Origin of the sequence: Streptomyces sp. NPDC091279 (assembly GCF_044757465.1) — a bacterium.
GTDB lineage: Bacteria > Actinomycetota > Actinomycetes > Streptomycetales > Streptomycetaceae > Streptomyces.
The window spans coordinates 47,746-62,099 of the sequence record NZ_JBIVVA010000001.1; the positions used below are offsets into that span (position 1 = coordinate 47,746).

A 14,354-nucleotide genomic window follows, 5' to 3' on the forward strand; every position below is an offset into this window, starting at 1 on the left:
CAGCCTCCGTGCGGCCCTGGTCTAGGCCGTGCCGCCGCTGCTGTGGGCGATGCACGCGACGTCGATCCGGTCGGCGAGCTTGGCGAGTTCGATGGTCAGGGCGGCCACCGTGTCCTCGTCGAGCCCCTCCTGACCGGCCTCCACCAGATGCAGCCACCGGGCACCCACCGTCCGTAGCAGCTTGCTCACGTCGGCGGCCGTCACCTGCAAGGTCCCGCGGTCGTCGACGATCAGGGGGAGAGTCACTTCGCGGTTCACAGACGGGATGGTAGTCGCGCCGCGCTCACGCACCGTGCCAAACGGTGGTGATGTTGCAGAACTCGCGGATTCCGTGCCCGGACAGCTCACGTCCGTACCCGGACCGTTTCACCCCGCCGAACGGGAACGCCGGATGGGATGCGGTCATGCCGTTGACGTACACCGCGCCCGCCTCCAGGTCCCTTACGAACCGGTCGACTTCGGCCGCCTCGCGGGTCCAGACGTTCGAACTCAGGCCGAACGGGGTGTCGTTGGCGATCAGGACGGCCTCGTCCAGGTCGCCGGCCCGGTACAGGGTGGCGACCGGCCCGAAGGCCTCCTCGCGGTGGATGCGCATCGCACGGCTGATGCCGGCCAGCACGGTCGGCGGGTACCACCAGCCGTCCCGCTCGGGCCGCTCACCGCCGCACAGCACGTCGGCGCCGCCGCGCCTGGCGTCGCCGACCAGCTCCTCCAGATCGGCCCGGCCCCGCTCGCTCGCCAGCGGTCCGACATCGGTGGCCGGGTCCAGCGGATCGCCGACCGTGAGGGCCGCCATCCCCGCGACGAACCGCTCGGCGAACGCGTCGTAGACGTCCCGGTGCACGATGAACCGCTTGGCGGCGATGCACGACTGGCCGTTGTTCTGCACCCGGGCGGTGACGGCGAGTTCGGCTGCCCGGCCGAGATCGGCGGAGGGCATCACGATGTACGGGTCGCTGCCGCCCAGCTCAAGCACCGTCTTCTTGATCATCTCCCCGGCGGTGGCGGCGACGGCCCGTCCGGCGGGCTCGCTCCCGGTGAGGGTGGCCGCCTTGACGCGGTCGTCGCGCAGGATCTCGTCGACGGCCTCCGAGCCGACCAGCAGGGTCTGGAAGCAGCCGTCGTCGAAGCCCGCGCGGCGGAAGAGGTCCTCCAGCCACAGCGCGGTCTGCGGGACGTTCGAGGCGTGTTTGAGCAGGCCCACGTTGCCCGCCAGCAGCGCGGGCGCCGCGAACCTGATCACCTGCCAGAGCGGGAAGTTCCACGGCATCACCGCGAGCACCGGGCCGAGCGGCCGGTAGCGGACCAGGGCCCGCGCGCCGCCGGAGTCGCGCACGTCGGCCGCGGCGGGCTCCTCGTCGGCCAGCAGCCCGGGGGCGCGCTCGGCGTACCAGCGCATGGCCCTGGCACACTTGAGGGCCTCCGCGCGGGCCTGCGTGAGCGGTTTGCCCATCTCGGTGGTCATCAACTGGGCGACGGCGTCCGCCTCCTGGTCGAGGAGGTCGGCGGCCCGGTTCATCAGGCGGGCGCGGTGGGAGAACGTCGTGGTGCGGTAGGTGCGGAAGGTGGCCTCCGCGAGCTGGAGCCGCCGTTCCAGCTCGTCGTCGTCGAGCGCCTCGAACGTCAGCAGCGTCTCGCCGGTCGCCGGGTTCACCGTCGCGATGGGCATGGCCGTCCTCCAGGAGCGGGGCTGTTCCTCCCGACCCTCCCGCGCGGTGCGGGGGGCCGCAACGCGTGTGCGTCCGCTCAGGGCGCGAGCCGCGCCAGCCGGTCAAGGAACGTGGCCTGCGCGGCGACGATCACCTCGCGGGCCCGCTCCGGCGCGAACCACGCCACCCGGTCCAGCTCGGGAAAGTCCCGCAGCCGCCCCGACCTCGGCGGCCACTCCATGCGGAACGTGCCCGGCACCACCGTCGCCGGGTCGAGGTCGGCCTCGATCGCCCAGGCCGTGACGGTCTTGCCGCCCGCCTGCCGGACCTCGCCCAGCTCCAGCGCCGTGCCGTCGGGCGGCGCGAGCCCCAACTCCTCCCGGAACTCCCGGCGGGCCGCGTCCCAGGCGGTCTCCTCGGCGGGCCCGTACTCGCCCTTGGGCACGGTCCACGCCCCCGCGTCCCGGCGCGCGAAGAACGGCCCGCCCATGTGCCCGAGCAGCACGTCGAGGCCGGGCCCGGTGCGGCGGAACAGCAGCAGACCGGCGCTGTACCGCGCCGTCACGGCCGCACCTCGGGGTGGGCGGCGAGCAGCCGCTCCACGGTGTCGGCGTCCTCGGGGCGCTTGTCCTCGCGGTAGCGGACCACACGGGCGAAGCGCAGGGTGACGCCGGCCGGGTAGCGGGTGGAGCGCTGGAGGCCGTCGTAGGCGATCTCGACGACGAGTTCGGGGCGGACGGTGACGACATGACCGTCGTCGGCGACGGCGAGGGACCCCAGGCGCTCGGTCTGCCAGGCGAGCATCGCGTCCGTCATGCCCTTGAACGTCTTGCCGAGCATCGCCCAGGAGCCGTCGGCGGCGCGGGCGCCGAGGTGGAGGTTGGAGAGCGTGCCGGTGCGGCGCCCGTGGCCCCGTTCGACGGCGAGGACGACCAGGTCGAGGGTGTGCACGGGCTTGACCTTCAGCCAGGACGCGCCCCGGCGGCCCGCGCTGTACGGCGCGTCGAGCCCCTTCACGACGACGCCCTCGTGCCCGCGCTCCAGCGCCTCGGCGAGGAACCGTTCGGCGGCCGGTACCTCCTCGGGCCCGGCGACCAGCAGCCGCCGCACCCGCAGCGGCTCGGGCACCAGCCGGGCCAGCTCGGCGTGCCGCTCGGTGAAGGGGAGGTCCAGCAGGTCGCGCCCGTCGACCGCGAGGGCGTCGAAGAAGACCGGCGTCACCGGGACGGCACCGGCGGCCGTCGCCACGTCGACGCGCGAGCCGACCCGCCCGGCCGTCTCCTGGAAGGAACGCGGCCGCCCCGCCGCGTCGAACGAGATGACCTCGCCGTCCAGGATGAACCGCTCGCCCGCCAACTCCCGTGCCGCCTCCGTGACTTCGGGCAGCCGGTCGGTGATGTCGTCGAGGGTGCGGGTGTGGACGCGGACGGTGTCGCCGTCCCGGTGGACCTGGACGCGGATGCCGTCGAGTTTCTCCTCCACCGCGCACGCCCCGAGCCTGCCGACCGCCTCGGCGACCGAGGAGGCGCTGTGCGCGAGCATCGGCTGCACCGGCCGCCCGACGGTGAGCCGGAACCGCTCAAGCGCGGGCGGCCCGTCCGCGAGCAGCGCCCGCGCCACCGCCCCCAGCGACCCGGCCAGCATCACCGCCCGCCGCACCTCTGCCGGGGGCGCTCCGGTGGCCCGCGCCAGGCCCTCCACGGCGATCGCGTCCAGGGCGCCCTGGCGGACCTCGCCGGTGAGCAGCCCGCGCAGGAACCGCTGCTCCCCAGCCGTCGCCGCGCTCATCAACTCGCCCACCAGACGGGCCCGTTCGGCCTGCGAACCGGTGCCTGTGACGGTGCCGAGCGCGGTCAGGCGGGCGTCGGTGCCGCGCACGGTGAGGGTGGGCTCGGCGGCGGGCTGCACGGCCCGGCCCAGCACCTTCCAGCCGATGCCGAGGCGGCCCTGCGGCAGCCGTCCCGCGAGATAGGGGATGACGATCGGCACGTCCTCGGCGTCGGCGTCCCGGAACAGCTCGGCGAGCAGCTCGATCTTGCGGGACCGGGCGGACGCGTCGGCGACCTCCCGGGACACCTCGGCCAGCCGGGTCAGCAGCATGCCGCCATCGTGCTACGAAGCGGGCGGCTCCACACCCGGACGGCCCTGGGAGCCGGTACCGGATTGACACACCCGTTTGCCGAAACTGCAATGGTGCGATGAGCGACGACACGCAGGACACGGGCACCGGGACCGACGCGGTGCTCGCGGAGGTCGGGCCCCGGCTGCGGCGGCTCAGGAAGGAACGCGGGGCCACCCTGGCCGGTCTGTCCGAGGTGACCGGCATCTCGGTGAGCACCCTCTCGCGCCTGGAGTCCGGGCTGCGCAGGCCCAGCCTGGAGCTGCTGCTGCCGATCGCGCGGGCCCACCAGGTGCCGTTGGACGAACTGGTGGGCGCGCCGCCGGTCGGGGACCCCCGGGTGCGGGCCGAGCCGATCGTGCGGGACGGCAGGACCCACTGGCCGCTCACCCGCCAGCCCGGCGGCCTCCAGGCCTTCAAGGTGCTCGAACCGCAGCGGACGATCGAACCCGACCTGCGCACCCACGAGGGCTACGAGTGGGTGTACGTGCTGGCCGGGCGGCTGCGGCTGATGCTGGGCGAGCACGACATGGTGCTCGGCGCGGGGGAGGCCGCCGAGTTCGACACCCGGGTGCCGCACTGGTTCGGGTCGACGGGCCAGGGCCCGGTGGAGTTCCTGAGCCTGTTCGGGCCGCAGGGCGAGCGGATGCATGTGCGGGCACGGCCGCGCCGGACGTGACGCACCTGACGGTTCCCCGCCGACAAGCGACCGCTTAGTATGCGGTGGACCCCGGTCAGACGACGCAGTCCCGTGGAGGCACCGCATGCAGGCATGGCAAGTGCACGAGATCGGCGAGCCGAGCGAGGTGATGCGGCTCGCGGACGTGGCGACGCCCACGCCCGCCGCCGGCCAGGTCCTGCTGAAGGTACGGGCCGCCACCATCAACTTCCCGGACGTCCTGATGTGCCGGGGCCAGTACCAGGTGCGCCCGCCGCTGCCGTTCACCCCGGGCGTGGAGATCTGCGGCGAGACCGAGGACGGCCGCCGCGTCCTCGCCACCCCCTCGCTGCCCCACGGCGGCCTCGCCGAGTACGCCGTCGCGGACGCCGCCGCCCTGCTGCCCGCGCCGGACACACTGGACGACGCCGAGGCCGCCGCGCTGCACATCGGCTACCAGACCGGCTGGTTCGGCCTGCACCGCCGGGCCCGTCTGGAGGCCGGCGAGACCCTGCTCGTGCACGCCGCCGCCGGGGGCGTCGGCAGCGCCGCCGTCCAGCTCGGCAAGGCGGCGGGAGCGACCGTCATCGGGGTCGTCGGCGGCGCCGAAAAGGCCGCCGTGGCACGGGAGTTGGGCTGCGACATCGTCATCGACCGGCGTGCCCAGGACGTGGTCGGGGCGGTCAAGGAGGCCACCGGCGGCCGGGGCGCCGACGTGATCTACGATCCCGTCGGCGGCGACGCCTACACCCAGTCCACCAAGGTCGTCGCCTTCGAGGGCCGGATCGTGGTCGTCGGCTTCGCCGGCGGCACCATCCCGAGCCCGGGGCTCAACCACGCGCTGGTGAAGAACTACTCGATCCTCGGCCTGCACTGGGGCCTGTACGGCACCAAGAACCCGAAGCTGATCCAGCACTGCCACGAGCGGCTCACCGAACTCGCCGCCGAGGGCGCCATCCGGCCCCTGGTCAGCGCGCGCGTCCCGCTCACCGGCGCCGCCGACGCCGTACAGCGCGTCGGCGACGGTGTCACCACCGGCCGGGTCAGTGTCTTGCCGGGCTTGCCAGGCTTGCCGGCCCTGCCGGGCCTGCCGGACGGAGCCGCCGCATGACCATCGACGCCGCTGAACTGACGCGCCGCACCAGGGAGTTGCTGGCCGCCCACCCGCCGGAGAGCACCGGCGCCGCCGACTTCCTCACGGCCCGCTTCGACGCCGGGCTCGCCTGGGTGCACTACCCGGCCGGCCTCGGCGGACTCGACGCCCCGCGCGCCCTGCAAGCCGTCGTGGACGCCGAGTTGGCCGCCGCGAACGCCCCCGACAACGACCCGCGCCGCATCGGTATCGGCCTCGGCATGGCCGCCCCGACCATCCTCAAGTACGGCACCGAGGAGCAGAAGCAGCGGTTCCTGCGGCCGCTGTGGATCGGCGCGGAGGTCTGGTGCCAGCTGTTCAGCGAGCCGGGCGCCGGGTCCGACCTCGCCGCGCTCGGCACCCGGGCCGTCCAGGAGAGCGGCGGCGACTGGGTCGTCAACGGGCAGAAGGTGTGGACGTCCAGCGCCCATGTGGCCCGGTGGGCGATCCTCATCGCCCGCACCGACCCGGACGTGCCCAAACACGCGGGCATCACCTACTTCCTGTGCGACATGACCGACCCGGGCGTCGAGGTGCGGCCGCTGCGCCAGATCACCGGCGAGGCCGAGTTCAACGAGGTCTTCCTCACCGACGTCCGCATCCCCGACGCCCACCGCCTCGGCGCGGTCGGCGACGGCTGGCGGGTCGCGCAGACCACCCTCAACAACGAACGCGTCGCCATCGGCGGCATGCGGCTGCCCCGCGAGGGCGGCATGATCGGCCCGGTCGTCGAGACCTGGCGCGCCCGCCCCGACCTGCGCACCCACGACCTGCACCAGCGGCTCCTGAAGCTCTGGGTCGAGGCCGAGGTCGCCCGCCTCACCGCCGAACGCCTGCGCCAGCAACTCACCGTCGGCCAGCCGGGACCCGAGGGCGCCGGGATGAAGCTCGCCTTCGCCCGCCTCAACCAGGAGATCAGCGGCCTGGAGATCGAACTCCTCGGCGAGGAAGGGCTGTTGTACGACGACTGGACCCTGCGCCGCCCCGAACTGGTCGACTTCACCGGCCGGGGCGCCGGGTACCGCTATCTGCGCGCCAAGGGCAACAGCATCGAGGGCGGGACCAGCGAGATCCTGCTCAACATCGTCGCCGAACGCGTCCTGGGCCTGCCGGCCGAGCCGCGCACCGACAAGGACGTCGCCTGGAAGGACCTGGCCCGATGAGCACACAGCCCGACCTGCTCTACTCCGAGGAGGAAGAGGCGCTGCGCGCGGCCGTCCGTGACCTGCTCACGGACCACTGCGACGCGGCCGACGTGATCACCCGGTCCGAGTCGGACGCCCCGCACGACCTCCCGCTGTGGAAGTCCCTCGCCGACGGCATGGGCCTGGCCGGCCTGCTGATCCCCGAGTCGCTGTCGGGGCAGGGCGCCTCCCACCGTGAAGTCGCCGTCGTCCTGGAGGAGTTGGGCCGGGCCGTCGCGCCGGTGCCGTATCTGACCAGCGCCGTCGTCGCCACCGAGGCGCTCCTCGCGTGCGGCGCCGACGACCTGCTCACCCGGCTGGCGTCCACCCCCACCATCGCCGCCCTGGCCGTCGGCCTGCACCTCGCGCCGGGCGCCCCCTTCCGCACCGCGCGGCTCGAAGGCGGCGTCCTGCACGGCGAGTTGACCGGCATCGCGGACGCGGCCGTCGCCGATCTGCTGCTGGTGCCCGCCGACGACGGTGGCCTGTACGCGGTCGACGCCACCGACGTCACCGTCGCCCCGCAGGTCTCCCTGGACCTCACCCGCCCCCTCGCCACCGTCACCCTAGACGGGGCCGCCGGACGCCGGGTGGGCGACGCGGGACCCGCCGTGCGCCGGGCGCTGCGGGCCGGGGCCGGGCTGCTCGCCTCCGAGCAACTCGGGCTCGCCGACCGGTCGTTGACCGAGACCGTGCGGTACCTGAAGGAGCGCAAGCAGTTCAACCGGCCGGTCGGCGGGTTCCAGGCGCTCAAGCACCGGCTCGCCCAGCTGTGGCTGGAGGTCGTCAACCTCCGCGCCGCCGCCCGCGCCGCCGCCGACGCGCTGGCCGGTGACGCGGAGGCCGACCTGGCCGTCACGGTCGCGCAGGCCTACGCGGCGCCGGTCGCCGTGCACGCCGCCGAGGAGGCGCTCCAGCTGCACGCCGGTATCGGCATGACGTGGGAGCACCCGGCCCACCTCTTCCTCAAGCGGGCCAAGGCCGACTCGCTCGCCTACGGCACGGCGGGCGCCCACCGCGCCGAACTGGCCGCACTGGTCGACCTCCAGGCCCCCTGAGCCGAGCCGCCCGTGGTGAAGCCCGCCCGACGCCGGGCGGGCTTCTCCGTGCCGCTCGGCGAACGGAGTGAACAGGCAGCGGCACTCCGGCCAACTCCCGGCACGTACGGGGCCTTTCGGGCCCGCCAGGGCCCATACTCCCGGTGGCTCTGTCCCGTCCCCGCCCCCAGGGAGGCCGACCATGTCGCCCCTCACACGCCGCGGCGCCCTCACCACCCTCGGCGCCGCCGCGGGCCTGGTGCTCGCCCCGCCCGCCCCGAGCGCCTTCGCCGCCCGACGGCCCCGCCCGCGAGGCCCGTTGTGGAACGCCCACGCCCACAACGACTACGACCACGAGCGCCCCCTCTTCGACGCCCTCGACCACCGCTTCGGCAGCGTCGAGGCCGACATCTACCTCGTCGGCGACCAGCTCCTCGTCGCCCACGACCCCGCCGACCTGGACCCGACCCGCACCCTGGAGTCCCTCTACCTCGACTCCCTCGCCGCCCTGGTCGAGGCCCACCACGGCTCCGTCTACCGGGGCCACCGCAGGCCGCTCCAACTGCTCATCGACATCAAGACCGAGGGCGCGGCCACCTACCGGGAACTCGACCGCCATCTGCGCCGCTACCGGCACCTGTTCACCAGCTACGCGCACGGCCGCGTCCACCCCGGGCCGGTCACCGCCGTGATCTCCGGCGACCGGGCGGCCCGCGTCCCCCTGGAGGCGCAGACCGTCCGGCTCGCCTTCTACGACGGCCGCCTCGCCGACCTCGGCACCTCCGCGCCGGCCTCGCTCATCCCGTTGATCAGCGACAACTGGACCAGCAACTTCAGCTGGCTGGGCGAGGGCGCGTTCCCGGACGCCGAACGGACCAGGCTGCGCGGCATCGTCGCCGCCGCGCACGCCCGTGGGCAGCGGGTGCGGCTGTGGGCCACCCCCGATGTCGCCGGGCCCGCCCGGGACGCGCTGTGGGGCGCGTTGCTGGCCGCCGGTGTCGACCACCTCAACACCGACGACCTCGCCGGGCTCGAAACGTTCCTGGACGCCTCCCCCGCGCGGTAGAACCACACGTTCGGAGGACAGGTCGCGGGCCCCGAGGGACCCTCCGCTACGTCACACTTGCGGCCGAATGCCGCGAAACGGGCGTGGCGGAGGAGGGCGACGATGGCGATTTCCATCTCTGCGGTGCTGTTCCTGCTGATCCTGGTGGTGATCTTCCTGAAGAACGGTCTGAAGACCTCGCACGGCATCATCTGCGCGCTGTTCGGGTTCTTCCTGGCCGGCACCAGCCTCGGCCCGACCATCCACAGCGGCGTCACGGCCACCGCCGACCTCGTCGGCAGCCTGCACCCGTGACGCCGGGCGCGGTCACGGCCGGGCGAACACCCCGATGCCGCCCGCGACGGCCCGCTCCGGGGCGTCCGTCGGATGGTTGCGCACGGACACCCCGGCGGCGCCCGGCTCCCGCGCCACCAGCGTCGTCGAACCGCCGCCGTCCAGGCTGAACGCGTCCACCGCGCCCGCCGCCCGCAGCGCCGAGGCCACCTCGGCCAGGGTCAGTCCGCTGCGGTAGGCGGGGGCGCCGTCGAGCGCGAACAGCAGCAGCCGCCGTCCGCCGTCCGCCGTGCCCACCGCGGTGCGCACGGCGGACGTCCGGTCGTCGAGCCCGGCCACCGGCACCCCGCCGCGCAGCACCGGATACCCGCCGAGCGCGAAGCGGTACGGCACCCCGGAGCCGGCCGCGACCAGCCGGTGCGTCACCGCCACCCGCTCGCCCACGACGAACGTCCGCAGCTCGCGCGCGCCCGCCTCCCGCCCGACCAGGACCGTCGTCCCGGCCGCGATCGCACCCCCACCGGGACGGTCGGTCACCGACACCACCCGGCCCCGGCGGACCGTCACCTCCGAGGTGTCCGTGCTGCATCCGGCGGCCCGGTCGGTGTCCGTGCCGCAGGTCGCCCGCACCCGGGAGGCCTCCCCCCAGTCGCTGGTGAACGCGCCGATCGAGTCCACCGGCAGCGCGTACTGGTTGAGACCGCCGAGCGGCAGCCGCTCGGTGGGTGTACGCACCGACCCGGCGAGGCTCAGCCGGTCGAGCCGTGCCCGGCCGTCGACGCCCACCCCGAACACGTCCCGGGTCGTCGCACCCGGCGGCAGCGCCGGACCGAACCGCTGCCCGTCCGGCACCGCCGACTTCAGCACCCGGCCCTCAGCGATCGCCGGTCCGACGGCCGCGCCGGTCGCCTCGACGCCCGGATGCTGGGCCTCGCTGATGTTGAAGAAGTCGCCGTTGACGCCCGCGACCGCGCCCTGGGTGTCGGCCATCGCGGACACCGTGGCCCGCGCGGCCACCTTCCCCGGGTACAGCAGACCGGCCCGCGCGGCCCGCAGATCGACGGACAGCACATGCGCGTGGACGGTGCCCTGGGCCCCCTGGAGGTCGTACTGCCAGTAGCCGACGCCCCGGGCGAGCGCGGTACCGCGCTGAAGGGCACCGGCCGGTGCCGCGCCCACCAGGGCGGCACCGGCCAGCAGCCCGAGCACGGTGAGAAGGACGGCCACCACGCGGTGCGCCCCGAAACGTCTTTGACGGTGCGTCATGTCTCCCCTTGAAGTCGCGTCAACTCGCTTGGGTCTCAAGGGAAGTGCAGCAGAAAGGGGCGGCGCGGGAGCTTCCTATGCGCCGACTACACGAGAACGGGTGAGGAACCGCACCCCCTCGGGCGCCTCCAGCGAGAAACCGCCGCCGCGACCCGCTACGACGTCGATGATCAGCCGCGTGTGGCTCCAGCGCGCGAACTGGTCCCGCGCCATCCAGAACGGCACCGGCTCCTCGACCCCGTCGACCCGCAGCCGCGCCAGCAGCACATCGGAGCCGCCGGTGCGGAACTCACCGGCCAGATAGCACATGGGGGCGCTGCCATCACAGCAGCCGCCCGACTGGTGGAACATCAGCGGGCCGTGGACCGCGTGCAGCCGCCGCAGCAGATCGGCGGCGGCCGGGGTCAGTTCGACGCGGGGCGTCTGCTCGTCCATACCGCCCACGGCACCACGGCCGACGTTGCGAAGGAGTTGCACCGCGCCGAGTGGCGTGGCTCACATGGCGTGGCCCCCGGGTCACCGACACCATGGTGCACGTCCACCGGCAGGCTGAAGGGAGCCGCGATGTTCCGCAAGGTGCTGGTCGCCAACCGGGGTGAGATCGCGATCAGGGCGTTCCGCGCCGGCTACGAGCTGGGCGCCCGCACGGTCGCCGTCTTCCCGCACGAGGACCGCAACTCGCTGCACCGGCTCAAGGCCGACGAGGCCTACGAGATCGGCCAACCCGGCCACCCGGTGCGGGCCTACCTCTCCGTCGAGGAGATCGTCCGCGCGGCCCGCGAGTCGGGCGCCGACGCCGTCTACCCCGGCTACGGCTTCCTGTCCGAGAACCCGGAACTGGCCCGCGCCTGCGAAGAGGCCGGCATCACCTTCGTCGGCCCCAGCGCCCAGACCCTGGAACTGACCGGCAACAAGGCGCGCGCGGTGGCCGCCGCCCGCGAGGCCGGCGTCCCCGTGCTCGGCTCCTGCCCGCCCTCCACCGACGTCGACGAACTCGTCCGCGCCGCAGGTGAGATCGGATTCCCGGTGTTCGTGAAGGCGGTCGCGGGCGGCGGCGGCCGCGGCATGCGGCGCGTCGAGGACCCGGCCACCCTGCGCGAGTCCATCGAGGCGGCGGCCCGCGAGGCCGCCTCCGCGTTCGGCGACCCGACGGTCTTCCTGGAGAAGGCGGTCGTCGAACCCCGCCACATCGAGGTGCAGATCCTCGCCGACGGCCACGGCGAGGTCATCCACCTCTTCGAACGCGACTGCTCGCTCCAACGACGCCACCAGAAGGTCATCGAGATGGCGCCCGCGCCGCACCTCGACCCCGACCTCCGCGAGAGGATGTGCGCCGACGCCGTCCGCTTCGCCCGCCGGATCGGCTACCGCAACGCGGGCACCGTCGAGTTCCTCGTCGACCGCGACGGCCACCACCACTTCATCGAGATGAACCCGCGCATCCAGGTCGAGCACACGGTCACCGAAGAGGTCACCGACGTCGACCTCGTCCAGGCCCAACTGCGCATCGCCTCCGGCCAGAGCCTCGCCGACCTCGGCCTCTCCCAGGACACCGTCACCCTGCACGGCGCCGCCCTCCAGTGCCGGATCACCACCGAGGACCCCGCCAACGGCTTCCGCCCCGACACCGGCCGGATCAGCGCCTACCGCTCCCCGGGCGGCTCCGGCATCCGGCTCGACGGCGGCACCACCCACGCCGGTACCGAGATCAGCGCCCACTTCGATTCCATGCTGGTCAAGCTCACCTGCCGGGGCCGGGACTTCCCGGCCGCGATCGGCCGGGCCCGGCGCGCCGTCGCCGAGTTCCGCATCCGGGGCGTCGCCACCAACATCCCGTTCCTCCAGGCCGTCCTGGACGACCCGGACTTCCGGGCGGGCCGGGTGACGACGTCGTTCATCGAGCAGCGCCCGCACCTGCTGACCGCCCGCTCCTCGGCCGACCGGGGCACCAAGCTGCTCACCTACCTCGCCGACATCACCGTCAACAAGCCGCACGGCGAACGGCCCGAGCTGATCGACCCCGCCACCAAGCTGCCGCCGCTGCCCGCCGGGGAACCGCCCGCAGGCTCCCGGCAACGGCTCGTCGAACTCGGCCCCGAAGGCTTCGCCCGCGCCCTGCGCGCATCACCGACCCTCGGCGTCACCGACACCACCTTCCGCGACGCCCACCAGTCGCTGCTCGCCACCCGGGTGCGCACCAAGGACCTCCTCGCCGTCGCCCCCGTCGTCGCCCGCACCCTGCCCGAACTGCTCTCCCTGGAGTGCTGGGGCGGCGCCACCTACGACGTCGCCCTCCGCTTCCTCGCCGAGGACCCCTGGGAGCGGCTGGCCGCACTGCGCGAGGCGGTGCCCAACCTCTGCCTCCAGATGCTGCTGCGCGGCCGCAACACCGTCGGCTACACCCCCTACCCGACCGAGGTGACCGACACCTTCGTGCAGGAGGCCGCCGCCACCGGCGTCGACATCTTCCGCATCTTCGACGCCCTCAACGACGTCGGCCAGATGCGCCCCGCCATCGACGCCGTCCGGGCCACCGGGACCGCCGTCGCCGAGGTCGCCCTCTGCTACACCGCCGACCTGTCCGACCCGAACGAGCGGCTCTACACCCTCGACTACTATCTGCGCCTCGCCGAGCGGATCGTCGACGCCGGCGCGCACGTCCTGGCCGTCAAGGACATGGCGGGACTGCTGCGGGCGCCGGCCGCCGCCACCCTCGTCGCCGCGCTGCGCCGGGAGTTCGAGCTGCCGGTCCATCTGCACACCCACGACACGGCCGGCGGTCAGCTCGCCACCTACCTCGCCGCGATCCAGGCGGGCGCGGACGCGGTCGACGGCGCCGTCGCCTCCATGGCCGGGACCACCTCACAGCCGTCGCTCTCCGCGATCGTCGCCGCCACCGACCACTCGGCGCGGCCCACCGGGCTCGACCTCCAGGCCGTCGGGGACCTGGAACCGTACTGGGAGAGCGTCCGGCGGATCTACGCGCCCTTCGAGGCGGGGCTCGCCTCCCCGACCGGGCGCGTCTACCACCACGAGATCCCCGGCGGGCAGCTCTCCAACCTGCGCACCCAGGCCGTCGCGCTCGGCCTCGGTGACCGCTTCGAGGACATCGAGTCCATGTACGAGGCGGCCGACCGGATGCTGGGCCGCCTCGTCAAGGTCACCCCGTCCTCCAAGGTCGTCGGCGACCTCGCCCTGCACCTGGTCGGCGCCGGGGTCGACCCGGCCGACTTCGAGGCCACGCCGGGCCGGTACGACATCCCGGACTCCGTCATCGGCTTCCTCCGCGGCGACCTCGGCACCCCGCCCGGCGGCTGGCCCGAGCCGTTCCGCAGCCGCGCCCTGGAGGGCCGCGCCGCCGCCAAGCCCGTCCAGGAACTGACCGACGAGGACCGCGAGGGCCTGGAGAAGACCCCGCGTGCCACCCTCAACCGGCTGCTGTTTCCCGGCCCGACCCGCGACTTCGACACCCACCGCCAGACCTACGGCGACACCGGCGTCCTGGACAGCAAGGACTTCTTCTACGGGCTGCGCCCCGGCAAGGAGTACGCCGTCGACCTCGACCCCGGCGTCCGGCTGCTGATCGAGCTGGAGGCGGTCGGTGAGGCCGACGAACGCGGGATGCGCACCGTGATGTCCACCCTCAACGGACAGTTGAGGCCCATCCAGGTCCGCGACCGGGCCGCCGCCTCCGACATCCCGGCCACCGAGAAGGCCGACCGGGGCAACGACGGCCATGTCGCGGCGCCGTTCGCCGGAGTCGTCACCCTCTCCGTCGCCGAGGGCGACGAGGTCGCGGCCGGGGCGACCGTCGCCACCATCGAGGCGATGAAGATGGAGGCCTCGATCACCGCACCCCGGGGCGGCCGGGTGACCCGCCTCGCCATCACCCGGATTCAGCAGGTCGAGGGCGGCGACCTCCTCGTCGAACTCGACTGACCACGAGGGTTTGCCCTGATGTGACACGGGG

Annotated in this window: 13 protein-coding genes; 7 read left to right on the plus strand and 6 right to left on the minus strand. The window is 73.9% G+C overall.

Translation table 11 applies throughout. From position 1 onward, the window contains the following. Window positions 1-21: 21 nt before the first annotated feature. From ACIQOU_RS00230 to ACIQOU_RS00245, 4 genes are all read right to left on the minus strand, one after another. Complete coding sequence (locus ACIQOU_RS00230) at window positions 22-258, minus strand: DUF6213 family protein (RefSeq protein ID WP_401532554.1); 237 nt, start codon at window positions 256-258, stop codon at window positions 22-24. A 25-nt stretch (window positions 259-283) separates the two neighbouring features. Continuing rightward, a complete protein-coding gene (locus tag ACIQOU_RS00235; protein ID WP_401532555.1) occupies window positions 284-1,669 on the minus strand; it encodes an NADP-dependent succinic semialdehyde dehydrogenase in 1,386 nt (461 codons plus the stop codon). A gap of 77 nt (window positions 1,670-1,746) precedes the next feature. Then, window positions 1,747-2,214, minus strand: a complete 468-nt coding sequence (locus ACIQOU_RS00240; protein ID WP_401532556.1) for an NUDIX domain-containing protein — start codon at window positions 2,212-2,214, stop codon at window positions 1,747-1,749. Beyond that, window positions 2,211-3,749 carry an ATP-dependent DNA ligase gene (locus tag ACIQOU_RS00245; RefSeq protein WP_401532557.1) on the minus strand — a complete coding sequence of 513 codons (1,539 nt, stop codon included), beginning with the start codon at window positions 3,747-3,749 and terminating at the stop codon, window positions 2,211-2,213. The genes ACIQOU_RS00240 and ACIQOU_RS00245 overlap by 4 nt, the downstream gene beginning before the upstream one ends. Before the next feature lie 98 nt (window positions 3,750-3,847). Between ACIQOU_RS00245 and ACIQOU_RS00250 the strand changes: the two genes are divergently transcribed. The 6 genes from ACIQOU_RS00250 (at window position 3,848) to ACIQOU_RS00275 (ending at window position 9,139) form a co-directional block, all read left to right on the plus strand. After that, entirely contained in the window at window positions 3,848-4,447 is a 600-nt protein-coding gene (locus ACIQOU_RS00250; RefSeq protein ID WP_401532559.1) for a helix-turn-helix domain-containing protein, read from the plus strand. Window positions 4,448-4,532: 85 nt separating this feature from the next. After that, entirely contained in the window at window positions 4,533-5,537 is a 1,005-nt protein-coding gene (locus ACIQOU_RS00255; RefSeq protein ID WP_401532560.1) for an NADPH:quinone oxidoreductase family protein, read from the plus strand. Further along, entirely contained in the window at window positions 5,534-6,721 is a 1,188-nt protein-coding gene (locus ACIQOU_RS00260; RefSeq protein ID WP_401532561.1) for an acyl-CoA dehydrogenase family protein, read from the plus strand. The genes ACIQOU_RS00255 and ACIQOU_RS00260 overlap by 4 nt, the downstream gene beginning before the upstream one ends. Beyond that, window positions 6,718-7,800: an acyl-CoA dehydrogenase family protein gene (locus tag ACIQOU_RS00265; protein WP_401532562.1), complete on the plus strand. Its 1,083-nt coding sequence runs from the start codon at window positions 6,718-6,720 to the stop codon at window positions 7,798-7,800. Before ACIQOU_RS00260 ends, ACIQOU_RS00265 begins: the two co-directional genes overlap by 4 nt. Window positions 7,801-7,981: 181 nt before the next feature. Beyond that, the gene (locus ACIQOU_RS00270) at window positions 7,982-8,845 is read left to right on the plus strand and encodes a phosphatidylinositol-specific phospholipase C/glycerophosphodiester phosphodiesterase family protein (protein ID WP_401532563.1); all 864 of its coding nucleotides are present in this window, start codon (window positions 7,982-7,984) and stop codon (window positions 8,843-8,845) included. Between the two features lie 102 nt (window positions 8,846-8,947). Continuing rightward, window positions 8,948-9,139, plus strand: coding sequence for a hypothetical protein (locus ACIQOU_RS00275; protein WP_401532564.1), 192 nt, complete (start codon window positions 8,948-8,950; stop codon window positions 9,137-9,139). Between the two features lie 12 nt (window positions 9,140-9,151). Here the strand turns inward: ACIQOU_RS00275 and ACIQOU_RS00280 are convergent, their stop codons facing one another. Together ACIQOU_RS00280 and ACIQOU_RS00285 are read right to left on the minus strand one after the other, a co-directional pair. Beyond that, window positions 9,152-10,384, minus strand: coding sequence for a phosphodiester glycosidase family protein (locus tag ACIQOU_RS00280; protein WP_401532565.1), 1,233 nt, complete (start codon window positions 10,382-10,384; stop codon window positions 9,152-9,154). A 75-nt stretch (window positions 10,385-10,459) separates the two neighbouring features. Beyond that, complete coding sequence (locus ACIQOU_RS00285) at window positions 10,460-10,819, minus strand: DUF779 domain-containing protein (protein WP_401532567.1); 360 nt, start codon at window positions 10,817-10,819, stop codon at window positions 10,460-10,462. 129 nt (window positions 10,820-10,948) lie between these two features. On the opposite strand from ACIQOU_RS00285, the gene ACIQOU_RS00290 reads away from it, so the two are divergent. Continuing rightward, window positions 10,949-14,323, plus strand: coding sequence for a pyruvate carboxylase (locus ACIQOU_RS00290; protein WP_401532568.1), 3,375 nt, complete (start codon window positions 10,949-10,951; stop codon window positions 14,321-14,323). Window positions 14,324-14,354: the final 31 nt, after the last annotated feature.